General features: G+C 70.4%; 24 protein-coding genes. 20 read left to right on the forward strand and 4 right to left on the reverse strand.

Annotated elements, in window-relative coordinates; genetic code table 11:
* Nucleotides 1-74: 74 nt before the first annotated feature.
* The 4 genes from lepA (at nucleotide 75) to hemW (ending at nucleotide 4,152) form a co-directional block, all read left to right on the forward strand.
* The gene (gene lepA / locus AC07TY_RS02315) at nucleotides 75-1,925 is read left to right on the forward strand and encodes a translation elongation factor 4 (protein WP_494784224.1); all 1,851 of its coding nucleotides are present in this window, start codon (nucleotides 75-77) and stop codon (nucleotides 1,923-1,925) included.
* A 44-nt stretch (nucleotides 1,926-1,969) separates the two neighbouring features.
* A complete protein-coding gene (locus AC07TY_RS02320) occupies nucleotides 1,970-2,131 on the forward strand; it encodes a hypothetical protein (protein WP_158614137.1) in 162 nt (53 codons plus the stop codon).
* Nucleotides 2,132-2,272: 141 nt separating this feature from the next.
* Nucleotides 2,273-2,923 carry a DUF1990 domain-containing protein gene (locus AC07TY_RS02325; protein ID WP_488626381.1) on the forward strand — a complete coding sequence of 217 codons (651 nt, stop codon included), beginning with the start codon at nucleotides 2,273-2,275 and terminating at the stop codon, nucleotides 2,921-2,923.
* Between the two features lie 2 nt (nucleotides 2,924-2,925).
* Entirely contained in the window at nucleotides 2,926-4,152 is a 1,227-nt protein-coding gene (gene hemW, locus AC07TY_RS02330; protein WP_494784225.1) for a radical SAM family heme chaperone HemW, read from the forward strand.
* Between the two features lie 68 nt (nucleotides 4,153-4,220).
* Here hemW and AC07TY_RS02335 read toward each other — a convergent pair whose 3' ends face one another.
* Nucleotides 4,221-4,712 carry a DUF4870 domain-containing protein gene (locus AC07TY_RS02335; RefSeq protein ID WP_494784226.1) on the reverse strand — a complete coding sequence of 164 codons (492 nt, stop codon included), beginning with the start codon at nucleotides 4,710-4,712 and terminating at the stop codon, nucleotides 4,221-4,223.
* A gap of 164 nt (nucleotides 4,713-4,876) precedes the next feature.
* Here AC07TY_RS02335 and hrcA point away from each other — a divergent pair, with 164 nt between their 5' ends.
* The 11 genes from hrcA to leuA all read left to right on the forward strand — a co-directional run bounded on the left by hrcA (nucleotide 4,877) and on the right by leuA (nucleotide 16,069).
* The gene (gene hrcA, locus AC07TY_RS02340) at nucleotides 4,877-5,914 is read left to right on the forward strand and encodes a heat-inducible transcriptional repressor HrcA (protein WP_494784227.1); all 1,038 of its coding nucleotides are present in this window, start codon (nucleotides 4,877-4,879) and stop codon (nucleotides 5,912-5,914) included.
* 45 nt (nucleotides 5,915-5,959) lie between these two features.
* The gene (gene dnaJ / locus AC07TY_RS02345) at nucleotides 5,960-7,066 is read left to right on the forward strand and encodes a molecular chaperone DnaJ (protein WP_488626377.1); all 1,107 of its coding nucleotides are present in this window, start codon (nucleotides 5,960-5,962) and stop codon (nucleotides 7,064-7,066) included.
* A gap of 2 nt (nucleotides 7,067-7,068) precedes the next feature.
* Nucleotides 7,069-7,800 carry a 16S rRNA (uracil(1498)-N(3))-methyltransferase gene (locus AC07TY_RS02350; protein WP_494784228.1) on the forward strand — a complete coding sequence of 244 codons (732 nt, stop codon included), beginning with the start codon at nucleotides 7,069-7,071 and terminating at the stop codon, nucleotides 7,798-7,800.
* A gap of 46 nt (nucleotides 7,801-7,846) precedes the next feature.
* Nucleotides 7,847-8,212, forward strand: coding sequence for a histidine triad nucleotide-binding protein (locus tag AC07TY_RS02355; RefSeq protein ID WP_123504745.1), 366 nt, complete (start codon nucleotides 7,847-7,849; stop codon nucleotides 8,210-8,212).
* Nucleotides 8,205-9,314: a PhoH family protein gene (locus AC07TY_RS02360; protein WP_494784229.1), complete on the forward strand. Its 1,110-nt coding sequence runs from the start codon at nucleotides 8,205-8,207 to the stop codon at nucleotides 9,312-9,314. Before AC07TY_RS02355 ends, AC07TY_RS02360 begins: the two co-directional genes overlap by 8 nt.
* Nucleotides 9,311-9,772: an rRNA maturation RNase YbeY gene (ybeY, locus tag AC07TY_RS02365; protein WP_494784230.1), complete on the forward strand. Its 462-nt coding sequence runs from the start codon at nucleotides 9,311-9,313 to the stop codon at nucleotides 9,770-9,772. The genes AC07TY_RS02360 and ybeY overlap by 4 nt, the downstream gene beginning before the upstream one ends.
* Before the next feature lie 6 nt (nucleotides 9,773-9,778).
* The gene (locus tag AC07TY_RS02370; RefSeq protein ID WP_494784231.1) at nucleotides 9,779-11,161 is read left to right on the forward strand and encodes a hemolysin family protein; all 1,383 of its coding nucleotides are present in this window, start codon (nucleotides 9,779-9,781) and stop codon (nucleotides 11,159-11,161) included.
* A complete protein-coding gene (gene era / locus AC07TY_RS02375; protein WP_494784232.1) occupies nucleotides 11,158-12,078 on the forward strand; it encodes a GTPase Era in 921 nt (306 codons plus the stop codon). The genes AC07TY_RS02370 and era overlap by 4 nt, the downstream gene beginning before the upstream one ends.
* A gap of 104 nt (nucleotides 12,079-12,182) precedes the next feature.
* Complete coding sequence (locus AC07TY_RS02380) at nucleotides 12,183-13,466, forward strand: sensor histidine kinase (protein WP_123504740.1); 1,284 nt, start codon at nucleotides 12,183-12,185, stop codon at nucleotides 13,464-13,466.
* Entirely contained in the window at nucleotides 13,463-14,170 is a 708-nt protein-coding gene (locus AC07TY_RS02385; RefSeq protein WP_123504739.1) for a response regulator, read from the forward strand. Before AC07TY_RS02380 ends, AC07TY_RS02385 begins: the two co-directional genes overlap by 4 nt.
* Before the next feature lie 138 nt (nucleotides 14,171-14,308).
* Complete coding sequence (gene leuA, locus AC07TY_RS02390) at nucleotides 14,309-16,069, forward strand: 2-isopropylmalate synthase (RefSeq protein WP_494784233.1); 1,761 nt, start codon at nucleotides 14,309-14,311, stop codon at nucleotides 16,067-16,069.
* Nucleotides 16,070-16,102: 33 nt separating this feature from the next.
* On the opposite strand, the gene AC07TY_RS02395 is transcribed toward leuA, so the two are convergent.
* A complete protein-coding gene (locus tag AC07TY_RS02395; RefSeq protein ID WP_233579769.1) occupies nucleotides 16,103-16,798 on the reverse strand; it encodes a trimeric intracellular cation channel family protein in 696 nt (231 codons plus the stop codon).
* A 34-nt stretch (nucleotides 16,799-16,832) separates the two neighbouring features.
* Between AC07TY_RS02395 and recO the strand changes: the two genes are divergently transcribed.
* Nucleotides 16,833-17,591: a DNA repair protein RecO gene (gene recO, locus AC07TY_RS02400; RefSeq protein ID WP_123504737.1), complete on the forward strand. Its 759-nt coding sequence runs from the start codon at nucleotides 16,833-16,835 to the stop codon at nucleotides 17,589-17,591.
* An 86-nt stretch (nucleotides 17,592-17,677) separates the two neighbouring features.
* A complete protein-coding gene (locus AC07TY_RS02405) occupies nucleotides 17,678-18,466 on the forward strand; it encodes an isoprenyl transferase (protein WP_123505167.1) in 789 nt (262 codons plus the stop codon).
* Between the two features lie 168 nt (nucleotides 18,467-18,634).
* Here AC07TY_RS02405 and AC07TY_RS02410 read toward each other — a convergent pair whose 3' ends face one another.
* Together AC07TY_RS02410 and AC07TY_RS02415 are read right to left on the reverse strand one after the other, a co-directional pair.
* Entirely contained in the window at nucleotides 18,635-19,312 is a 678-nt protein-coding gene (locus tag AC07TY_RS02410; protein ID WP_494784234.1) for a hypothetical protein, read from the reverse strand.
* Nucleotides 19,313-19,396: 84 nt separating this feature from the next.
* Complete coding sequence (locus tag AC07TY_RS02415; RefSeq protein ID WP_494784235.1) at nucleotides 19,397-20,344, reverse strand: LysR family transcriptional regulator; 948 nt, start codon at nucleotides 20,342-20,344, stop codon at nucleotides 19,397-19,399.
* 70 nt (nucleotides 20,345-20,414) lie between these two features.
* Between AC07TY_RS02415 and AC07TY_RS02420 the strand changes: the two genes are divergently transcribed.
* The 3 genes from AC07TY_RS02420 (at nucleotide 20,415) to AC07TY_RS02430 (ending at nucleotide 23,952) form a co-directional block, all read left to right on the forward strand.
* Nucleotides 20,415-21,440 (forward strand): aminotransferase class V-fold PLP-dependent enzyme, encoded by a 1,026-nt coding sequence (locus AC07TY_RS02420; RefSeq protein WP_494784236.1) that lies wholly within the window; start codon nucleotides 20,415-20,417, stop codon nucleotides 21,438-21,440.
* Between the two features lie 68 nt (nucleotides 21,441-21,508).
* A complete protein-coding gene (locus AC07TY_RS02425; protein WP_488626368.1) occupies nucleotides 21,509-22,894 on the forward strand; it encodes a glycine--tRNA ligase in 1,386 nt (461 codons plus the stop codon).
* Between the two features lie 137 nt (nucleotides 22,895-23,031).
* Nucleotides 23,032-23,952, forward strand: coding sequence for a hypothetical protein (locus tag AC07TY_RS02430; RefSeq protein ID WP_494784237.1), 921 nt, complete (start codon nucleotides 23,032-23,034; stop codon nucleotides 23,950-23,952).
* The last annotated feature ends 27 nt before the right edge of the window (nucleotides 23,953-23,979 follow it).

Raw genomic sequence — 23,979 nt, forward strand, 5'->3', positions numbered from 1 at the left:
GGCCGCGGTCCCCGCCCGAGCGCGCTCGTGGGAGAATGTCCCGACCGCTAGACCGACTGCGCCAGAGAGACCACGTGAGCCCCAAAGCCGTTACCGCCCTCGAGCCCGCCTCGACCGCGCCCGACGCGATCCGCAACTTCTGCATCATCGCGCACATCGACCACGGCAAGTCGACTCTCGCCGACCGCATGCTGGGCATCACCGGCGTCGTCGAGGACCGCGCCATGCGTGCCCAGTACCTCGACCGCATGGACATCGAGCGCGAGCGCGGCATCACGATCAAGAGCCAGGCCGTCCGCATGCCGTGGGCCGTCGACGGCACGACCTACGCGCTCAACATGATCGACACCCCCGGCCACGTCGACTTCAGCTACGAGGTCTCCCGGTCGCTCGCGGCCTGCGAGGGCGCGATCCTGCTGGTCGACGCGGCCCAGGGCATCGAGGCCCAGACGCTCGCCAACCTCTACCTGGCGCTCGAGAACGACCTCGAGATCATCCCGGTGCTCAACAAGATCGACCTGCCCGCGGCCGACCCCGACAAGTACGCGGCCGAGCTCGCGCAGCTCATCGGCGGCGACCCGAAAGACGTGCTGCGCGTCAGCGGCAAGACCGGCGTCGGCGTCGAGGAGCTCCTCGACGTCGTCGTGAACCGCATCCCCGCGCCGAAGGGCGACAAAGACGCTCCGGCCCGCGCCATGATCTTCGACTCGGTCTACGACAGCTACCGCGGCGTCATCACCTACGTCCGCATGATCGACGGCAGCCTGAAGCCGCGCGAGAAGATCCAGATGATGTCGACTCGCGCGGTCCACGACATCCTCGAGATCGGCGTCTCGTCGCCCGAGCCCCTCGCCTCACAGGGTCTGGGCGTCGGCGAGGTCGGCTACCTGATCACCGGGGTGAAAGACGTGCGCCAGTCGAAGGTCGGCGACACGGTCACGACGGCCGCCAAACCGGCCACCGTCGCCCTCGCCGGCTACACCGAGCCGCTCCCGATGGTGTTCTCGGGGCTCTACCCGATCGACGGCAGCGACTACCCGGTGCTCCGCGAGGCGCTCGACAAGCTCAAGCTGTCCGACGCGGCGCTCGTCTACGAGCCCGAGACCTCGGTCGCGCTCGGCTTCGGCTTCCGCTGCGGCTTCCTCGGCCTGCTGCACCTCGAGATCATCACGGAGCGCCTCGAGCGCGAGTTCAACCTCGATCTCATCACGACCGCGCCGAGCGTAATCTACGAGGTGACGACCGAAGACAAGAAGACCACCACGGTCACGAACCCGTCCGAGTTCCCCGACGGCAAGATCATGAGCGTGGCCGAGCCCATGGTGAAGGCCGCGATCCTCGCGCCGAAAGACTACGTCGGCGTCATCATGGAGCTCTGCCAGTCGCGCCGCGGCAACCTGCTCGGCATGGAGTACCTCGGCGAAGACCGCGTCGAGCTGCGCTACAACATGCCGCTCGGCGAGATCGTCTTCGACTTCTTCGACCAGCTCAAGAGCAAGACGCAGGGCTACGCGTCGCTCGACTACGAGCCCAGCGGCGAGCAGGAGGCCGACCTGGTCAAGGTCGACATCCTGCTGCAGGGCGAGCAGGTCGACGCGTTCTCGACGATCGTCCACCGCGACAAGGCCTACGCGTACGGCGTGCTGATGACCGGCCGCCTGCGCGAGCTGATCCCGCGGCAGCAGTTCGAGGTGCCGATCCAGGCCGCCATCGGCGCCCGGATCATCGCCCGCGAGTCGATCCGCGCCATGCGGAAGGACGTCCTGGCCAAGTGCTACGGCGGCGACATCACCCGAAAGCGCAAGCTCCTCGAGAAGCAGAAGGAGGGCAAGAAGCGCATGAAGACCATCGGCCGGGTCGACGTGCCGCAGGAGGCCTTCATCGCCGCGCTCTCGGGTGACGTGGAGAAGAAAGACAAGAAGTAGGCGGCAGGGCGGCACTCGCCGGCCGCTGGGAGCATGCTGGACGCATGCCTGCTCTCTTCATCGTCATCATCATCGTCGGAATCATCGTCTTCGGGCTCAGCTTCCTCGGCGCCGCCCTGAAGTTCCTGCTCTTCGTCGGCCTCATCATCGTCGCGATCGGGATCATCGGCTGGATCGTGCGCGCGCTCACGGGCCGCAAGGCCTGACCCGCGTCGCGAGATGGCCGTGGCCGTCGCCCGCCCGCCAGGGTGGCGACGGCCACGGCCATCTCGATGCCGCCACGGCTGCGGCCACCACGTGACCGGGACGCAGCGACGCCGCGACGCGGCCCCGTCTAGAATCGTCGGATGCGCCGTCAGACCCACACCGAGATCCAGACCACCTACGGGCAGGTCGGGGCTACCCAGGCGCCCGACCTCCTGCAGTACCCGCCGAAGGGATTCCGCCCCGCCGAGTACCGCACGCGCATCGGCCACGGCGACGCCCGCTTCGAGGCCGCCTGGGCCGCGATCATGACGTGGAAGGTCCAGGAGCGCAGCGGCATCCGCGTGCGCGTCACCAGCACCCCGTCGTTCGAGGAGGGTGCGTACACGCCCGTCACCTTCGACGACGAGGGCAACCCGCTCGACCCCGCCGACTACGCCGCTCCGACCGGCGAGTCGCACTTCAGCCCCGAGGGCGAGCCGTTCCTGGTCGCCGGAACCGAGGCCGTCCTCGACATCCGCGCCTACGGCCGCACCGTCCACGCGCCGGTCCGCGTCGTCTACGTGATCGACGACCCGACGCGCAAGGGCTTCGCCTACGGCACGCTCGACGGCCACCCCGAGAGCGGCGAGGAGAGCTGGGTCATCGACCAGACCGACGACGGCTCCGTCTGGCTGACCGTGCGGGTGTTCTCGAAGCCGGCGAACTGGAAGTGGCGCCTGGTCGCGCCGTTCCTGCGCCTCCAGCAGACGAAGTACACCCAGCGCTACCTCCGCGTGCTGGTGGGCGACTGACGGTGCCGAGCGCCCTTCCGCTCGCCGACCCGGCACCCGCCGACGGCAGCCTGCCGGCGAGCGTCGTCGACGGTGTCGAGTCGCGCGACTTCGGCGTCTACGTTCACGTGCCCTTCTGCCGTGTCCGCTGCGGCTACTGCGACTTCAACACCTACACCGGCGACGAGCTGCGAGGCGCCAAGCGGAGCGACTACGCCTCGCAGGCCATCGCTGAGATCCGGGGGGCCGACCGGGTGCTGCACGACGCCGGGCTCCCGCCACGCTCGGCCTCGTCGGTCTTCTTCGGGGGCGGGACCCCGACGATGCTGCCCTCCTCCGATCTCGGCAGCATGCTGACGGCCGTCCGCGACACCTGGGGCATCGAGCCCGGCGCCGAGGTCACGACCGAGGCGAACCCCGACTCCGTCGACGCCGACTACCTCGTCGACCTGAAGCGCGCCGGCTTCACGCGGGTGAGCTTCGGCATGCAGTCCGCCGTGCCGCACGTGCTGGCCACCCTGGAGCGCACTCACGATCCGGCTCGGATCCCGCTGGTCGTGGCCTGGGCGCGCGACGCCGGGCTCGACGTGAGCCTCGACCTGATCTACAGCACGCCGGGGGAGTCGCTCGACGACTGGCGCCGCTCGCTCGACCACGCCGTCGCGCAGGAGCCCGACCACCTGTCGGCGTACTCGCTGATCGTCGAGGACGGCACGAAGCTCGCACGGCAGATCCGCCGCGGCGAGGTCGCCCAGCCCGACGACGACACCGCCGCCGACATGTACGAGCTGGCCGACGAGGTGCTCGCCGCCGCCGGCTACGAGTGGTACGAGGTCAGCAACTGGGCGCGGGGCGAGCGCCACGAGAGCCGGCACAACCTGTCGTACTGGCGCGGCCACGACTGGTGGGGCGTCGGCCCCGGCGCGCACAGCCACGTCGGCGGGGTCCGCTGGTGGAACGTCAAGCACCCCGCGGCCTACGCCGAGCGGATCGTCGCCGGGCTGTCGCCCGCGGCCGGACGCGAGACGCTCGACGCCGAGACGCGGGCTACGGAGCGCGTGCTCCTCGCCGTCCGCATCCGCGACGGCCTGCGCATCGCCGAGCTCGGCGACACGGGCCGCGCCGAGGTGGCCGGCCTGATCGCCGACGGGCTGATCGACGGTCGCACGGCGATCGCCGGCGCGCTCCGCCTCACCCTCCGGGGCCGGCTGCTCGCCGACGCGGTCGTCCGCCGCCTCCTCCCCGACTGATCCGCCGTCGGGCCGCCGCCGTCGCCGCGACGGGGGCGGACCACGGCGACGGCGACGGCCGGCGAGTGTTACGGCTTGATGAACTCGATCGACAGCGGGTACTTGTAGTACTGGCCGCGGTTGGCGGCGACGGCGGCGATGATCGAGAAGATGATGATCACGATTCCCACGGCGAAAATCACCAGCGTTCCGATGACGATGACGGTCAAGATGCCGCCGATGACATAGCCGATCAGCATCGTCAGCTGGAAGTTGAGGGCGACGCGGGTGTGCTCCTTGATGAAGGGGCCCCGGTCGCGCAGCACCAGGTAGCCGATCAGCGCGGGGATGAACCCGAAGGGGATCCCGCCGATGTGGATCAGGGTCGCCCACAGCTTCTCGTCTTCCGGGCGCAGGGGCTGCGGCGGCTGGTAGCCGGGCGTGCCGCCGTAGGGAGCCTGTCCGGACTGACCGGACTGACCGTACTGACCGTACTGACCGGACTGACCGGGATTGCCGTAGGAGCCGGTGGGCGGCGGCGTGGGCTGGTCGTCCTTGGGCGGGGGCGGGGCGTCGGTCATGTGATCTCACCAATCGTCTGCGCTGGCGGTGCGCGGGGTCCCGGGCACCGAGTTCGCGCCGAGCTTAGCGGCGGACGCGTCCCGGCAACCAGGGTTGCGGTGCCCCGTGGAGTACGATTGGCAGTCTTACTCAGCGAGTGCCAGACAGACGACGGGAGGCCTGCGTGGTCAGCGAACGAGGTCTCGAAGTGCTCCGCGTCATCGTCCACGACTACGTCGAGTCGCGCGAGCCGGTCGGCTCGAAGTCGATCGTCGAGCGGCACCAGTTCGGCGTCTCGGCGGCGACGATCCGCAACGACATGGCCCTGCTCGAAGAGGAGGAGCTGATCGCGGCCCCGCACACCTCGTCGGGTCGGGTGCCGACCGACAAGGGCTACCGGCTGTTCGTGAACCAGCTCGCCGACCTGCGACCGCTCACGGCGGCGCAGCGGACGGCGATCGAGACGTTCCTCGGCAACTCGTCCGACCTCGACGAGGTGCTCTCGCGCACGGTGCGCCTGCTCTCGCAGCTCACCAACCAGGTGGCGCTGGTCCAGTACCCGACGTTCTCGGCGGCGACCGTCCGGCACATCGAGCTCGTGCGACTCAGCGACACCCGCCTCATGACGGTGCTCATCACCGACGCCGGCCACGTCGAGCAGCGCACGATCGACGCGGGCCACGAGATCGACGAGCTGTTCGTGGGCGAGCTGCGAGCCAAGCTGAACACCCGCGTCGGCGGCAGGACGCTGGCCGAGGCCGCCGCCGTCCTCTCCACTCTCTCCGTCGAGTTCCTGCCCGATCGCGCCCCCTTCGTCGAGGCGGTGTGCCGGGCCCTCGTCGAAGAGGCGAAGGCGGGTCGCCAGGAGAAGCTCGTCATGGCGGGCGCCGCGAACCTGGTGCTCACCGAGGAGGACTTCGCCGGCAACCTCTTCCCGGTGCTCGAGGCGATCGAGGAGCAGGTCACGCTGCTGCGCCTCTTCGGCGAGATGCACCAGGGCGCCGATCTCGCCGGCGGTGACAGCGTCATCGCCAGCATCGGCCGCGAGAACGAGTCGTTCGGGCTCGCCCAGACGTCGGTGCTCGCCAGCGGATACACGGCATCGGGTGGTGAGATCGCCCGGTTGGGCGTCCTCGGCCCGACCCGCATGGACTACTCGACCAACATGGCGGCCGTTCGCGCCGTCGCCCGCTACCTGAGCGGCCTCCTCGGCGAACGCTGAGCCGAGTCCGCCCCGAAACCCCCACGAGAACGAGCACGGAGACAAGTGGCAGATCACTACGACGTCCTCGGAGTCGACCGCAAGGCCAGCCCCGACGAGATCAAGAAGGCCTACCGGAAGCTGGCGCGCCAGCTCCACCCCGACGTGAACCCCAGCCCCGAGGCATCGGAGCGCTTCAAGGAGGTGACGCACGCGTACGACGTGCTGAGCGATCCCCAGCAGCGGGAGCGCTACGACCTCGGCCCGCAGGCCGGGTTCGGCGGCGGTGCCGGCGCGGCCGGGTTCGGCGACATCTTCGACGCGTTCTTCGGCGGCGGCCAGCAGCAGCGGCAGGGTCCGCGGTCGCGCCGTGAGCGCGGGCAGGACGCCCTGCTCCGCCTCGAGGTCGACCTCGACGACATCGTCTTCGGCGTCCAGCGTGACATCGAGGTCGACACGGCCGTCCTCTGCGACACCTGCAACGGCTCGTGCTGCGCCCCGGGCACCAGCCCGCAGACCTGCGACATCTGCCACGGCACCGGCTCGATCAACCGCCAGGTGCGCTCGCTCCTCGGCAACGTCATGACGTCGAGTCCCTGCGGCACCTGCCGCGGCTACGGCACCGTCATCCCCAACCCCTGCCCCACCTGCCAGGGCCAGGGCCGCGTCCGGGCTCGCCGCACGATTCCCGTCGACATCCCCGCGGGCGTCGACACCGGGATCCGCCTCCAGATGCCCGGCCAGGGCGAGGTCGGCCCCGCCGGCGGCCCGAACGGCGACCTCTACCTCGAGGTCAAGGTGCGCCACCACGATGTGTACAGCCGCAACGGCGACGACCTCCTCGCGACCCTCGAGGTGCAGATGGCCGACGCGATCCTCGGCACGACGACCACCGTCGAGGCGCTCGACGGCGACGTGACGGTCGAGGTGAAGCCCGGCTCGCAGAGCGCCGACGTCATCACGATCAAAGACCGCGGCGTGACGCGCCTGCGCGGCTCCGGCCGCGGCGACCTCAAGATCGGCGTGCAGGTCGTGACCCCGACCAAGCTCAGCCATAAGGAGAAGGACCTGATCGAGAAGTTCGCCTCGGGCCGCAAGCACGACTCGCCCCAGCTCTCGCAGTTCCAGCAGGGCCTGTTCGGCAAGCTCCGCGATCGCTTCCTGAACTTCTGATCGTGGCGCACTTCTACCTCGTCGAAGAGCTCGGCGACACCGGGGTCGGCGCCCAGGTGGTCGTCACCGGCCCCGAGGCTCGCCACGCGGTGACGGTGAGCCGGGTTCGGGTCAGCGAGACCCTCCGGGTCGGCAACGGCCGCGGGCTGGTCGTCGAGGGGGAGGTGCTCGAGGCCTCGGGCGACCGACTGGTGCTGGAAGCGGCGGAGGTCGGGCACGTTCCTGCGCCCGATCGCCGCCTCGTCCTGGCCCAGGCCCTCGCCAAGGGCGACCGCGACGAGCTGGCCGTGCAGGCCGCCACCGAGCTCGGCGTCGACGAGATCGTGCCGTGGGCCGCCGCCCGCAGCATCTCGAAGTGGGAGGGCCCGAAGGTCGCCAAGGGCCTCGCCCGCTGGAGCGCCATCGTGCGCGAGGCGACGAAGCAGTCGGTGCGGGCGTGGCAGCCGCGGGTCGGCGACGTGGCGACCACCAGACAGCTCGAATCGCGCGCAGGAACCGCGCGGGTCCTCGTGCTCGACCCCACCGCCACGGAGGCGCTGTCGAGCGTCGCCCTGCCCGACGTCGGCGACGTCGTCGTCGTGGTCGGCCCGGAGGGCGGCATCACCCCCCACGAGGTCGACGGCCTGGTCGCCGCGGGTGCGGTCGCGGTGCGGCTCGGCGACAGCGTGCTGCGCACCTCCACCGCGGGGCCTGCCGCTATCGCCGTGCTCAGCGTCCGCCTCGGCCGCTGGTGAGCCGGCGCCCCGGCCGCGTGTCGGCGGCCTTCGTTACGATGAGCGCATGAGTTCGGAGCCTTCAGTCTTTTCTCGGATCATCGCACGCGAGATCCCTGCGACGATCGTGCACGAGACCGAGACGGTCATCGCGATCCGAGACATCGCGCCCAAGGCGCCGGTGCACCTGCTCGTGATCCCGAAAGACCCGCAGTACGCGGACGTCGCGGAGCTCGCGGCCGGCGATCCGGCCCTCCTGGCCGACATGGTGGCCGTCGCGAAGGCCCTCTCGGAGGATTCCGAGCTGTTCGGGGACTATCCGCGCGGTCAATTCCGTTTGATCTTCAACACCGGCGAAGCCGTCGGTCAGACCGTCTTCCACGTCCATGCGCACGTCATGGCGGGGAACCTCCAGGAAGGCTCACTTGCCTAGCTCCTCCAGCAACATCCCCGACGGGGCCATTCGCGACGACCTCATCGTCGACGGGGTCGCCATGGTGCAGCTCCTCGGCCCGCAGGACCGCCTGCTCCGCGCCGTCGAGCAGCAGTACCCCTCAGTCCGAGTCCTCGTCCGAGGCAACGAGGTCGCCCTCGAGGGTCCGGCCGACGACGTCCGCCGCGCCCGCGAGCTCGTCGACGAGCTCGTGACGATGGTGCGCCAGGGCCACGACGTCGGCCCTGCCGAGGTGCGCACCACCGGCCGCATCCTCGCCGACGGGCAGGGCCACCCCGCCGAGCTGTTCGGCGCCGCCATCGTGACGAACAAGGGCAAGAGCGTCCGCGCCAAGACCCTCGGCCAGAAGGAGTACGTCGACGCGATCGACGACAACACGATCGTCTTCGGCATCGGCCCCGCCGGCACCGGCAAGACGTACCTCGCGATGGCGAAGGCCGTGCAGGCGCTCCAGCGTCGCGAGGTGTCGCGGATCATCCTGACGCGTCCGGCGGTCGAGGCGGGGGAGCGCCTGGGCTTCCTGCCCGGCACGCTCACCGACAAGATCGACCCGTACCTGCGGCCGCTCTACGACGCGCTCAACGAGATGATGGACCCCGAGATCGTCCCCAAGCTCCTCGCCGCGGGAACGGTCGAGGTGGCTCCGCTCGCCTACATGCGCGGCCGGACGCTCAACGACGCCTTCGTCGTGCTCGACGAGGCGCAGAACACCACTCCCGAGCAGATGAAGATGTTCCTCACCCGCCTCGGCTTCGGCAGCAAGATGGTCGTCACCGGCGACATCACGCAGGTCGACCTCCCGACCGGCTCCAGCGGGCTCCAGCTCGTCACCCGCGTGCTCGGCGACGTCGACGACATCCACTTCGCCCGCCTCACGAGCGACGACGTGGTCAGGCACACCCTGGTCGCGAAGATCGTCGACGCGTACACGAAGTTCGACGCCGAGAAGATGGCGCGGCTGCACGCGCGCACCGAGGCCGCCTCGCCGGCTGCGCGGCGGGCTGCCGACCAGGTGACCGCTGCCGACCAGGTGGCCGCTGCCGACCAGGTGGCCGCTGCCGACCAGGAGACCCCCGCATGACCATCGAGCTGAACAACGAGTCCGGCGTCGAGGTCGACGAAGCGGCGATCCTCCGCCTGGCGACCTTCGCCCTCGACCAGATGCACGTGCACCCCGAGGCCGAGCTCGCGATCGTGCTCGTCGACGAGGGCGCCATGGAGCAGCTGCACGTTCAGTGGATGGACGAACCGGGCCCCACCGACGTGCTGAGCTTCCCGATGGACGAACTCCGTCCCGGCACGGAAGACGAGCCGACGCCGCCCGGGCTGCTCGGCGACATCGTGCTCTGCCCCCAGGTCGCCGCGCCCCAGGCCGTCACGGCCGGGCACTCGACGCTCGACGAGCTCCTGCTGCTCACGACGCACGGGATCCTGCACCTTCTCGGCTTCGACCACGCGGAGCCCGACGAGAAGGCCGAGATGTTCGGCATCCAGGGCGAGATCCTCGCCGCCTTCGCCGCGTCCGACGCGCAGAGGTAGCCGCCGATGATGATCGCGATCTTCATCACCGCGGCCGTCGTCCTCGTCGTCATCGGCGGGCTCCTCGCCGCCAGCGACTCCGCCCTCGGGGTCCTCAGCCGCCACGACCTGATCGAGCTCGCCGAGCAGCGCCGCGCCGCACGGCGCGAGGGCAGTGCCCGCGCCATCCTCGCCATCGCCGACGACGTCGGCGCGCAGGTGAACGCCATCAACTTCGTCCGCGTGCTCGCCGAGACCGCCGCCGCCGTGCTCGTCTCGCTCGCGTTCGCCTACTCGTTCGCCGAGTGGTGGCTCGCGCTGCTGCTCTCGGCCCTGATCATGACCGCCGTCTCGTTCGTGCTCGTCGGTTCGAGTCCGCGGAGTGTCGGCCGGGCCCACGCATGCACCCTGGTCGGCGTCGTCGCCGGCTTCCTGCGCGCGCTGCGCGTGGTCCTCGGGCCTGTCGCCGCGGCACTCGTCTGGCTGGGCAACCGCGTCACGCCCGGCCGCCCGCGGAGCGCCCAGTTCTCGTCGGAGGAGCAGCTGCTCAGCATGGTCGACGAGGCCACCGAGCTCGACGTGCTCGACGAAGACGACAGGACGCTGATCCACTCCATCTTCGAGTTCAGCGAGACCGTCGTGCGCGAGGTCATGATCCCGCGCACCGACATGGTCACCGTCGACTCCGACGCGACCATCGAGCAGACCATGTCGACGTTCCTCGGCAAGGGCGTGTCGCGTATCCCCGTGATCGGCCGCGACAGCGACGACGTGCTCGGCATCGTGTATCTGCGCGACGTCACGCGCTGGATCTTCGAGGGGCACAGCCTGTTCGAGGGGCGCCCTGGAGCAGACCGCCTCGCCGCCGACTTCTCGAAGCCGGCCGTGTTCATCCCCGAGTCGAAGCGCGCCGACGAGACCCTGCGCCAGATGCAGACCGAGAAGAACCATCTCGCGATGGTCGTCGACGAGTACGGCGGCATCGCCGGCCTGGTCACGATGGAAGACCTCATCGAGGAGCTCGTCGGCGACATCAGCGACGAGTACGACCAGACCGTGGTCTCGTACCGTCCGATGGGCGAGGGCACGTTCCTCGTCAGCGCCCGCTTCCCGGTCGACGAGCTCGGCGACCTCTTTGGCATCGAGCTCGACGACGACGACGTCGACTCGGTCGGCGGCCTGCTCACCAAGGCGCTCGGGCGCCTCCCGGAGCGCGGCTCGCAGGTCACCGTGTCGGGCCTCATCCTCACCGCCAACCGCACCGAGGGCCGCCGCCGCGACCTGCAGACCGTGCTGGTCAAGCGGGACGCCGCCCTCGAGGCCTCCCAGGCGGCGTTCGCCGCGGCCTCCGCCTCCTCGTCTCCCACCAGCACAGCCACCAGCACCACCAGCGATCGGACCACCCGATGACCACCTCCAGCCCCATCCCCAAGTCACCCGCCGGCTTCCGAGCGGGCTTCGTCTCGTTCGTCGGCCGCCCCAACGTCGGCAAGTCGACCCTGACCAACGCCCTCGTCGGCGAGAAGGTCGCCATCACGTCGTCCAAGCCGCAGACGACTCGCCGGGCCATCCGCGGCATCGTGCACTCGGCGACGGGCCAGCTGGTCCTCGTCGACACGCCGGGCATGCACCGGCCGCGCACCCTGCTCGGGGAGCGGCTGAACAGCGTGGTTCAGGACACCCTGGGCGACGTCGACGTCATCGGCTTCTGCGTGCCCGCCGACGAGAAGCTCGGCCCCGGCGACCGCTTCATCAACGAGCAGCTCGACGCGTTCCCGCGCGCGAAGAAGGTCGCCATCGTCACGAAGGTCGATGCCACCTCGCGGCCGGCCGTCGCCGAGCAGCTGCAGGCCGTCAGCCAGCTCCGCGACTGGGACACCATCATCCCGGTGTCGGCCGTCACCGGCATCCAGCTCGACACGATCGTCACCGAGCTGATCAAGCTGCTGCCGCTCTCACCCCAGCTCTACCCGTCCGACGTCGCGACCGAGGAGGTCCTGGAGGACCGCGTCGGCGAGCTCATCCGCGAGGCCGCGCTCGAGGGCGTCGAAGACGAGCTGCCCCACTCGCTGGCCGTCACCATCGACGACATCGTGGAGCGCGACGACAAGGAGCTCGTCGAGATCTACGCGAACCTCTTCGTCGAGCGCGACAGCCAGAAGGGCATCGTCATCGGCCACAGGGGGCAGCGGCTCCGCGAGGTCGGCGAACGGGCTCGGGCGCAGATCGAGCCCCTGGTCGGCAAGCAGGTCTTCCTGTCGATCCGCGTCAAGGTCGCGAAGGACTGGCAGCGCGACCCGAAGCTCCTGGGGCGCCTCGGCTTCTAGCCGGGCCGGCTCGGACTACATCCCCGGGATGATTCCGGTCGCCGCGAGTCGCACGCGGCCTCGCAGAGCCTGATCGAGAAGCCTCGACCCCGTACCGTGGTGGGGTGAACGTCCGCCTCCGCACCTCTCAGATCGTCGCCGACATCGCGATCGCCGTGGTCGTCGGGCTCGCGAGCCTCCCGTTCGACCTGCACGCCAACCCGCTGTCGCTCGTCATCACGCTCGGCATGGTCCTCTGCCTCGTGTTCCGCCGCCTGTCGCCGGCGGCCGCGCTCTCGCTCGCGTGGGCGACGGCGGCGTTCGAGATGCTCACCCTGTCGACGCCCCAGGTCTCGAATCTCGCGATCTGCGCCGTGCTCTACGCGACCGCCGCCCACGGCAGCCCGCGCGTCAAGTGGCTCGGACTCGGCTCGGTCGGCGTCGGGGCCGCCGTCGGCATGTTCTACGTGACCTTCGCCCAGCTGTCGCTCTTCGGCGTGCCGCACGACGTGACGAATGCGACCGACCTGATCCAGCTGCTCCTGCAGATCGGCATCACCTTCCTCGGCTTCCTCGCGCTCCTGGGGCTCCCGTGGGTCGGCGGTCAGCTGGTCCGCACCCGCTACGCCGCCCGCGAGAGCCGCGACGCCCAGCTCGTCGCCGAGCGCGAAGCGGCTCGCGCCGAGAGCGAGGCCGCCCGCGCGGCCAGCGACGCGGCCCGCGCCGAGCGCGACATCGCCGTCGAGCAGGAGCGCTCGCGCATCGCGCGCGACATGCACGACGTGGTCGCCCACTCGCTCGCCGTCGTCATCGCCCAGGCCGACGGCGCCCGGTACGCCTACCGCGCCGACCCGGGCTCCGTCGAGGACAGCCTGAGCACCATCGCGGCGACCGCCCGGGAGTCCCTGGTGGAGGTGCGGGTGCTCCTGGGCCAGCTGCGGCACAGTCAGGGCGCGGCGCCGCAGCCCGTCCTCGGCGACCTCGAGAAGCTCGTCGACCAGATGACGACCGCCGGCCTCTCGATCGACCTGCGCTCGAGCGGCACTCCCGCCCAGCTCGGCGGCAACCGCCAGCTCGCGATCTACCGCATCGTGCAGGAGTCGCTCACGAACGTCCTCCGCCACGGCGACCGCAGCTCCACCGTCGACGTGCTCTTCGACTGGCGGCCCGACGACCTCATCATCGTGATCGCGTCGACCGTGCTCCCGACCGAGGCGATCGACCCCTCCGCTCTGACGACGAGCGGCCAGTTCCGACCCGACGAGCGCCGCGGACATGGCATCGTGGGGATGCGCGAGCGCGCGTCCCTCGCCGGCGGAACTCTCACCACGCACCAGGCCGGCGGGCGCTTCATCGTCCGCGCGACCATTCCGTCGACCGCCCTGACCCAGGAAGTCCGCCTCCGATGAGCTCTGCCCCCGAATCCACCGCGACCGCGGCGCCGTCCACCACGATCAAGGTCGTGCTCGTCGACGACCAGGCGCTGTTCCGCGCGGGAATCCGCATGGTCGTCTCGTCGCAGAGAGACCTCGAGTTCGTGGGGGAGGCGGGCGACGGCGCGGAGGGTGTCGAGGTCGTGGCGCGGACCCGCCCCGACGTCGTCCTGATGGACATCCGCATGCCCGTCATGGACGGCATCGCGGCCACGACGGCGATCCTCGAGCAGGCCGACCGCGAGGGCAGGCCCGCGCCGCGCATCCTCGTCCTCACCACGTTCGACCTCGACGAGGCGGCGACCCGGGCGATCCGGGGCGGGGCCAGCGGCTTCGTGCTCAAAGACAGCGACCCCGAGTTCCTGCTCGCCGCCATCAGGACCGTGCACGCCGGCACGGCGGTCATCGCGGCATCGGCCACGCGCGAGCTCTTCGAGCACTTCGACGGCGGGAGCGCCGGCTCGAAGGCCGTGCCCGAGGCGTTCGAGTCGCTCACCACGCGCGAGCGCGACATCTTCCAGTCGGCGGCGCGCGGCCTGTCGAACTCCGAGATCGCCCAGCGGGAGTTCCTCAGCGAGGCGACGGTCAAGACGCACATCTCGCGGATCCTGGCCAAGCTGTCGCTGCGCGATCGCGTGCAGCTCGTCGTCTACGCGTACGAGCACGGGCTGACCTCATAACAAAACCAGTGCTAGCGTGTTCTCGTGCTGTTCGGCCTGCTCCTTCTTAGCTGCCGCGACGAGACCTCGTTCTAAAGGCCTCCCTCGTCGCGGTGTCCGTCGTATCCGGCCGCACTTTCGAATGAGGTAGAGAGACCAATGCAGAACAACCAGAAGTCCTCCGGGATGCCGATCCACAAGTACGTCCCGTACTCCGAGCAGATCGTCGTCGACCTGCCCGACCGCACTTGGCAGACGAAGCGCATCGAGAAGGCACCGCGCTGGTGCGCGGTCGACCTCCGCGACGGCAACCAGGCGCTGATCGACCCGATGAGCCCCGAGCGCAAGCGGATCATGTTCGACCTGCTCGTGAAGATGGGCTACAAAGAGATTGAGGTCGGCTTCCCGTCGGCCTCGCAGACCGACTTCGACTTCGTCCGCAGCCTGATCGACGAGAACGCGATCCCCGACGACGTCACGATCCAGGTGCTCACCCAGGCGCGCGAGCACCTGATCAACCGCACCTACGAGTCGATCAAGGGCGCCAAGCAGGCGATCGTGCACCTGTACAACTCGACCAGCATCCTGCAGCGCGACGTCGTCTTCCGCACCGACCGCCAGGGCATCATCGACATCGCTCTCGAGGGTGCGCGTCTCTGCAGGGAGGCCGAGAAGACGGTCCCCGAGACCACGGTCTACTACGAGTACAGCCCCGAGTCGTTCACCGGCACCGAGCTCGAGTTCGCCCGCGACATCTGCAACGCCGTCATCGAGGTCTTCGAGCCGACGCCCGAGCGCAACGTGATCATCAACCTGCCGGCGACCGTCGAGATGGCCACGCCCAACGTCTACGCCGACGCGATCGAGTGGATGAGCCGCCACCTGGCGCACCGCGAGAACGTCATCCTGTCGCTGCACCCGCACAACGACCGCGGCACCGGCATCGCCGCGGCCGAGCTGGGCTACATGGCCGGCGCGGACCGCATCGAGGGCTGCCTCTTCGGCAACGGGGAGCGCACCGGCAACGTCGACCTGGTCGCCCTGGGTATCAACCTGTTCACGCAGGGCATCGACCCCGAGATCGACTTCTCCGACCTCGACGAGGTCAAGCGCACCGCCGAGTACTGCAACCAGCTGCCGGTGCCCGAGCGCAGCCCGTGGGCCGGCGACCTCGTCTACACGGCGTTCAGCGGCTCGCACCAGGACGCCATCAAGAAGGGCTTCGAGGCCATGGCCGCGTCGGCTCAGGCACAGGGCAAGGGCGTCGACGACCTCGTCTGGGCCGTTCCCTACCTGCCCGTCGACCCGAAAGACCTGGGCCGCTCGTACGAGGCGGTCATCCGCGTCAACTCGCAGTCGGGCAAGGGCGGAGTCGCCTACCTGCTGAAGACCGACCACTCGCTCGACCTGCCGCGCAAGCTGCAGATCGACTTCTCGGGCGTCGTGCAGTCGAAGACCGACAGCGAGGGCGGCGAGGTCACGAGCGAGCAGATCTGGGAGATCTTCCAAGACGAGTACCTCCCGTCGCGCGTCGCCGAAGACAAGTGGGGCCACTTCGAGCTGACCCGTACCGGCACCCGGAGCGACATGTCGGGCGTCACGCACCTCTCTGTCGATCTGCGGGCAGGAATGAGCGCGGTCACCACCGAGGGCACCGGGTCGGGGCCGATCGCGGCCTTCATCGAGGTGCTGTCGCAGCAGGGCGTCGAGGTGAAGCTGTACGACTACGTCGAGCACACCCTCAGCGCCTCGGGCGATGCGCAGGCCGCGGCCTACGTCGAGCTCGACGTCGACGGAACCCGCCTGTGGGGCGTCGGCATCGACGCCGACATCTCGACGGCGAGCCTCAAGGCCATCGTGTCCGCGGTCAACCGCGCGCTGCGCTCCACGGTGGCCGAGCCGGAGCTCGCGACGGCCTAGCCCCGATACCGCCTTCGCGCGAAGACACCGTCGCTAGGCGGTGTCTTCGTGCGTCTCGGGAGTCTTCGGCGTGCGGGTGCGCCAGCGGGGCAGCCGCGAGAGGGCGCGCTGCTCCGGCAGGCTCCATCCGAAGCGCACCGCGAGGAGGCGGATGCTGAAGGTCGTGGCAGTTCCTGCGATCGCTGCGGCCAGGGTGGGCACGCCGAACGTGACGAGCGCCACGAGCACGGCCGTGCCGGCGCCCGCCGCCACGGCGTAGAGCGAGCCGACGTGCATCATCGCGATCGTCAGATTCATCAGGAGGTCGCGCAGCACCGAGCCGCCGACGGCCGAGATGACGCCGACGAACACGGCGGGGATCTCGGGCAGGCCGAGAGCGAGCGCCTTGGTCGACCCGATGGCCCCGAAGAGGCCGATGGTGAGCGCGTCGAGCACGGTGATGAACCCGGCCAGGCGAGTGAAGATCCGCTGCAGGAGCATGCCGAGCAGCGCCGCGAGCACAGCCGTCAGCAGATACCAGTTGCTCTGCATCGCCCGGGGCACCTCGCCGATCAGGACGTCGCGCAGGATCCCGCCGCCGAGCCCGGTCGCCGTGCCGATGATCGCGACGCCGAGCAGGTCGACCCGGCGCTCACGGAACTGGCTCGCGAACAGCGCGCCCTGCAGGCTGCCGATCGCTACGGCCAGAAGATCCGCCCAGAGGGGGATGGAGAAGGCTGTGGCGGACACCCAGTGATTCTGCCATGCGGGGGATACTGGGACGGTGCCCGTGTACCGAGACGAATGCGTGATCCTGCGCACCCACAAGCTGGGTGAGGCCGACCGCATCCTCACGATGCTCAGCCGTCAGCATGGCAAGATCCGCGCCGTCGCGAAGGGCGTGCGCCGCACCGCGTCGAAGTTCGGCGCCCGGCTCGAGCCGTTCATGGTCGCCGACCTGCAGCTCTACGAGGGCCGCTCGCTCGACATCGTCACGCAGGCCGTGTCGCTCGGCTCGTACGGGGCCGACATCGTCTCGGACTACGCCAGCTACACGGCCGCCAACGTCATGGTCGAGACCGCCGACAAGCTCACCGACGCCGAGGCCGGCCTGCAGCAGTACCTCCTGCTCGTCGGGGCGCTGCGGTCACTGGCGCGGCGGGAGCACGACCCGCAGCTGATCCTCGACTCGTACCTGCTCCGCGCCCTCTCGATCGCCGGGTGGGCGCCGAGCTTCGGCGACTGCGCCGTGACCGGAGCCCCCGGGCCGCACAGCGCGTTCGTGGTGCAGCTCGGCGGGGTGGTGGCCGACGCCGCGGCACCCCCCGGGGCGCCGCGCCTGAATCCTGCGACCCTCGAACTGCTCGGCGCCCTGCTGAGCGGCGACTGGGGCATCGCCGAGGCAGCACCCGACGACACCCGCAACCAGGCCAGCGGCGTCGTCGCGGCCTACACGCAGTGGCACCTGGAGCGCGGGCTCCGGTCGCTGCCGCACCTCGACCGCACGCCGTCGGTCGTCGCACGAACAGGAGAAGTCCTTTGAGCTCCACCCCGCCGATCTCGACCCCGCCGGCTCCCAAGCGCGGGCTCTTCCGCCGCTCGGCCGCACCGGTCAGCGCTCCCGCCTCGATGATGCCGGCCGACATGGAGTACAAGGCGCTCGACTGGCAGGGAGGCACCCCGCCGAGCTACGCGCCGGGCACGGTGCCGAAGCACGTCGCGGTCGTCATGGACGGCAACGGGCGCTGGGCCAACGCTCGCGGGCTCCCGCGCATCGAGGGACACAAGGCGGGCGAGGCGGCGCTGCTCGAAGTCGTCGCGGGCGCGATCCAGGCCGGTGTCGAGCACCTCAGCGTCTACGTCTTCTCGACCGAGAACTGGAAGCGCTCGCCCGAAGAGGTCCGCTTTCTCATGGGCTTCAACCGCGAGGTGCTGCACCGCCGCCGCGAGCAGCTCAACGCGTGGGGCGTCAAGATCGTGTGGTCGGGCCGCCGCCCCAAGCTCTGGGCCTCCGTCATCAACGAGCTCCGCGTCGCCGAAGAGGCCACGCGGGGCAACAGCACCATGACGCTCAACATGTGCGTCAACTACGGCGGCAGGAACGAGCTGACCGACGCGATGCAGTCCATCGCCGCTGAGGTGGCGGCCGGCCGGCTCAAGCCGACGGGCATCACCGAGAAGGTGATCCAGCGTCACCTGTACCAGTCGCAGCTGCCCGACGTCGACCTGTTCGTGCGGTCGTCGGGCGAGCAGCGGACGTCGAACTTCCAGCTCTGGGAGTCGGCGTACGCCGAGATGGTGTTCCTCGACCGGCTGTGGCCCGACTTCACGCGCGACGACCTGTGGGGCGCGATCGACCAGTACACGAACCGCGGCCGGAGGTTCGGCGGCGCCGTCGATGCGCCGTCGCCCGCCTGATCCCGAGGTGCCGCGGTGGTGGCTCGCAGTGACGCCGGATGACCGAGGCTTGTCCGAGGTCCGGCGCCACTGCGCGGCGCCGCGATGAGTCCGGTGGTGGCTCGCAGTGACGCCGGGCGACCGAGGCTTGTCCGAGGTCCGGCGCCACTGCGCGGCGCCGCGATAAATTCAGAAGGTGATGTTCGCGCCGAGGAAGATCCGCTCGGACGGCCACAGGAACTGCAGCGTGAGAGGTCCGTCGCTCGTGCGGTGGAACCACGCGTTGGCGAACACGACGCCCTTGCCCGGCAGGAGGTACCAGGTCGACGACCCGGCCGGGAACTGCGAGCCGAGGTCGGTCGAGTAGCCGTCTTTCTCCAGGAGGTCCTGGCCGGCGAAGGTGTCCTGCGTGGCGAGCTTGTTGCCGTACGACGAGTAGTCGGCCGCGAGGTCGGTGAGGTCGAGCCGCTGGTTGGAGTCGTTGACGAGCACGTAGGCCGTCACCTCCACCTTCGTGCCGGCGGGGTACGGATCGGTGCCGTTCGGGCGGGCGTAGATCGACTTCGCCGAGGTCGTGATCTCGCCGACGCGGTACACGTAGATCGTGAGGTCCTTGTAGTTGACCTGATTGAGAAGCGTGCCGCCGGGAGCTAGGGTCTGCGGGTCGACGCTCGACGACGAGGAGCCGCCCGAGCCGGTACCGCCCGTCACCTGCGGCTGCGGAGCGGACGTCGATCCGCCCGTGCCGGTGCCCGCCTGCGAGCCGCTGTCGCCGAGGGGCGTCAGGGTTCCGACACTCGGAGCGCACCCGGCGAGCACGGCCACGAGGGCGGCGGCGGTGAGCGCCGCGGGGAGTCGTCTGCGCACGGGTGGGGCCTTTCGGTGGGGACGCGTCAAGCCTAACCGGCGGGGCTGGGCGGGCGGCGGGGCGGCGCGGGGCCCCGCCGGGGCTCAGCCGGCGGCGGCGGGCTGCTCGGCGCGACGGCGCTCGGCCGCACGGAGCCCGAACGACGCGGGAGCGATCCGGCGGGCAGCACGGAGCCCGGCCCCCACCGCGGGGATCCCCTCCGCACCGCGAGCGTGCGCGACGGCCACGATCCGGTCGCTTTCATCGCCCAGGGCTCGCACCTCGACGCCGTCGGGCAGCGCGGCGGGCACGAGCGAGAGCGAGGGCAGCAGGGCCACGCCGAGTCCGGCCGCGACGAGCCCCGTCACTGCCAGGGCGTTGTCGGTCTCGAGCACGATGCGCGGCTCGAACCCGGCGAGGCGGCACACGGCGAGCAGGTGGCCGCGGCAGCGGGGGCACCCCGCGATGAAGGGCATCTCGCGCAGGAACTCGAGATGGCCGGCATCTTGCGCCGGGAACGTCCCGGCGGGCGCCACCGCCAGCATCGTGTCGCGGAAGAGGGGCACCTCGACCACGTCTGGGTCGGGCAGCCCGCCGTCGCCGGGGTAGGTGAACGTGAGCGCGAGGTCGATCTCGCCCCGGCGCAGAAGCTCGACTGCCTCGGGAGGCTCGGCCTCGAGGTACGACGTGGTCAGCCCCGGGTGCCGCGCGACCAGGTCGGCGAGCAGGGCCGGCACGAGGGTGGGGGAGGCGCTCGGGAACCCGGCCAGGCGGAGTGCCCCGCTCTCGGTGCCGGCGAGGGCGTCGAGCTCGTCGTGCGCCGCGGCCAGGGCAGCCTCGACGTGCACGGCGTGGCGCGCGAGGCGCCGACCGGCCTCGGTCAGCGTCGCAGTGCGGCCGGTTCGGAGCAGAAGCGGCTGGCCGGCCTCCGTCTCGGCCCGGCGCAGGCGCTGGGTGATCGCGGGCTGGCTGTAGCCGAGTCGCGCTGCGGCGGCGGTGATGCTGCCGGTCTCGGCAAGGGCGCGGAGGGCGCGGAGGTCGTGGACGTCCATAACCCGATGTTATGGCCTCCCGTCGCAGCTGGCCATTGTGTGATGGGCGGCTTCCCGGGACGCTGGGTGCATGCACCCCCTCGCAGCGCTCTTTCCGTCGGGTACCGGCTACCTCGCCGCCTGCACCGGCGGGCTCCCCGCCCGGCCGACGCTCGACGCCCTGCGCGCCGACCTCGACGCGTGGGAGTCGGGGGTCGTGTCGCCGGCCGAATACGGCCGCGTGGCCGACGACTGCCGCGCCGCGTTCGCCCGGATCGTCGGAGTCCCCGTCGACGACGTCGCCATCGGGTCTCAGGTGTCGGCGCAGGTGTCGGTCATCGCGGCCGCCGCGCCCGACGGCGCCGAGATCCTCTGCGCCGAGGGCGAGTTCTCGTCCGTCGTCGCACCCTTCGCGGCGTACGGGCTGCGGATGCGTACCGTGCCGCTCGCCGCCCTCGCCGACTCCCTCACCGACCAGACCTGGCTCGTCGCCTACTCGCTCGTGCAGTCGGCGACCGGCGAGGTCGCGTCACCGCGCATCGCGTCCGTCGCGCGCGCGGCGGGTGTCCGCACCCTCGTCGACCTCACCCAGGCGGCGGGCGTCCTGCCGGTCGACGCGTCGCTCTACGATGCGACGGTCACCCACGCCTACAAGTGGCTGTGCTGCCCGCGCGGGGTGTCGTTCCTGACGCTGTCACCGGCGTTCGCGGCGGCTCTCGTGCCGATCCAGGCCGGCTGGTACGCGGGGCAGGACGTGTGGGCGTCCTGCTACGGCAGCGGATTCGAGCTCGCATCGTCGGCGCGGCGATTCGACGTGTCGCCCGCGTGGCAGGCCGTCGTCGGGGCGGCGCCCGCGCTCGAGCTGTTCGCCTCGACATCGGCCCAGGCGTCGTGGGAGCACGCGACGGCGCTCGGCGACGCGCTGTGCGACGGGCTCGGGATCGCCCGCCAGGGGCAGGCGATCGTGACCTGGCCCGACGAGTCCGGCGACGACCTCGTGCGGCTGACCGAGGCCGGGCTGACGGTGTCGGGGCGGGCCGGGCGGGTGAGAGTCGCGTTCCACGTCTGGAACGACGGTGCCGACGTCGAGGCCGTGCTCCGCGCCGTCGGCAGGTAGGCGCTGTGCCATAGGCTTTGTCGCATCCCCGCGCATCCAGCTCGGGCAGAACTCTGGGAGTACCTCACGTGGCAGCACCGAACCGTCTCGATTCCGTCATCGCCCTGGCCAAGCGCCGCGGCTTCGTCTTCCAGGCGGGCGAGATCTACGGCGGCAGCCGCTCCGCATGGGACTACGGGCCACTCGGCACGGCGCTGAAGGAGAACATCAAGCAGCAGTGGTGGAAGTTCATGGTCCAGGGCCGCGACGACATCGTCGGGCTCGACTCCTCCGTGATCCTGCCCCGCACCGTGTGGGAGGCCTCCGGCCACGTCGAGGTCTTCAGCGACCCGCTCGTCGAGTCGCTCCACACGCACAAGCGCTACCGCGCCGACCACCTGCTCGAGGCGTACGAGGCCAAGCACGGCCACCCTCCGGTCAACGGCCTCGCCGACATCCGCGACCCCGACACCGGCCAGGAGGGCTCGTGGACCGAGCCGCAGAACTTCTCGGGCCTGCTCAAGACCTTCCTCGGCCCCGTCGACAACGAGCAGGGCATGGCCTATCTCCGCCCCGAGACGGCCCAGGGCATCTTCGTGAACTTCAACAACGTCATGGGCGCGGCCCGCATGAAGCCGCCCTTCGGCATCGCGCAGGTCGGCAAGTCGTTCCGCAACGAGATCACCCCCGGCAACTTCATCTTCCGCACGCGCGAGTTCGAGCAGATGGAGATGGAGTTCTTCGTCGAGCCCGGCACCGACGACACCTGGTTCGACTACTGGATCGACGCCTGCGAGGCCTGGTACCTCGACCTCGGCATCACCCCCGAGAACATGCGCCGGTACGAGCACCCGACCGAGAAGCTGTCGCACTACTCGAAGCGCACCGTCGACCTCGAGTACAAGTTCCGCTTCACCGGGTCGGAGTGGGGCGAGCTCATGGGCGTCGCGAACCGCACCGACTTCGACCTCACCACCCACTCGAAGGCCTCGGGCGTCGACCTGTCGTACTTCGACCAGGGCAAGAACGAGCGCTGGACCCCGTTCGTCATCGAGCCGGCGTTCGGCCTCACCCGGGCGCTGATGGCGTTCCTGGTCGACGCGTTCCACGAAGACGAGGCCCCCAACGCCAAGGGCGGCGTCGACAAGCGCACCGTGCTCAAGCTCGACCGTCGCCTCGCGCCGGTCAAGGTCGCCGTGCTGCCGCTCTCGCGCAACGAGAACCTCTCGCCGTTGGCCCGTTCGGTCGCAGCCGGCCTCCGCAAGCTCTGGAACATCGATTTCGACGACGCCGGAGCCATCGGCCGCCGCTACCGCCGCCAAGACGAGATCGGCACGCCGTTCTGCGTCACGGTCGACTTCGACTCGCTCGACGACAACGCGGTGACCGTGCGCGAGCGCGACACCATGTCGCAGGAGCGCGTGCCGCTCGACCAGCTCGACGCGTACCTTGGGGCGCGGCTGCTCGGCTGCTGACCCCGCCCGTCGGTTCGCTCAGCTAGTGGAATCGGGCAGAACTGCAGTCTTAACTGCGGTTCTGCCCGATTCTGCTTGGTGGAGGCACCTGTGGAGAACGGGCGCAGGATCCGGCTCACCTCCGCCAGGATTGACCGATGGACGCCCAGGCCCACGTCGTCGCACTCGGCGGCATCGCCCGCCGCAGCGCGCTCGTCGCCCGCGGGGTCACGCCCCGTGCCCTGGCGGCGGCCATCCGCGCCGGTTCGCTCCGCCGCATCGCCCGCGGCTGGTACACGACGTTGCCGGAAGGCGACCCGCGAGTCGTCGCGGTCTCGCTCGGGGGCGTCCTCACGGGTGCCGCGGCGCTCCGGCTGGCAGGCGCCTGGCTGTGGTCAGCACCGTGCACCATCGACGTCTCGATGCCTCCCGGCGCGAGCCGGCCCGCAATTCTTCCTCGCGGGGTCGCCCTCACCTGGTCCTCCGAGCGCCGGGGTGAAGCCGTCGTCGCGGCCCTCGAAGAATCGCTGCTGCACGCCGTCCCGCGCCTTCCCTTCGACGAGGCCGTCGCCGTCCTCGACTGGGCACACCACACGAATCGGCTCGACCTCGTCGAGCTTCACGGACTCTGCGCTCGTCTCGGCCAGGATCGACGTCGCATCGTGGAATGGGTCGACGTCGACTGCGGCAGCGTCCTGGAGAGCATCGCGCGGACCCGACTCCGCGCCCGCGGCCACCGGCTCGCCTCGCAGGTGCCGGTCGATCCTCTCGGCGAGTGGCGCGCACTGGGAGCGATCGACCTCGTGGTCGACGGCGTCGTCGCTCTGGAGCTGGACGGCCGAACCTTCCACGAGTCGACGTTCGAAGCCGACCGGCGAAAGGATCTCGTCATCCATCGAGGTGGCCGAACGGCCATCCGAGCGTCGCGCGAGATGGTCGCCACCGATTGGTCGGCCGTCGCGGAGGCCGTCGAGGCTGCGGTCGCGCGGCATCGGGGCACCCGGTGGACGAGAGCGAGACGACCGCCCATCGTCGCCGGCTGGTACCCGCCGTGGCGTCTGCCACGGGCACGCAGGTAACGACTGGCTGAGGGGTGGAATACAGCG

This window comes from Frondihabitans sp. GW821-FHT04F02, assembly GCF_059420045.1.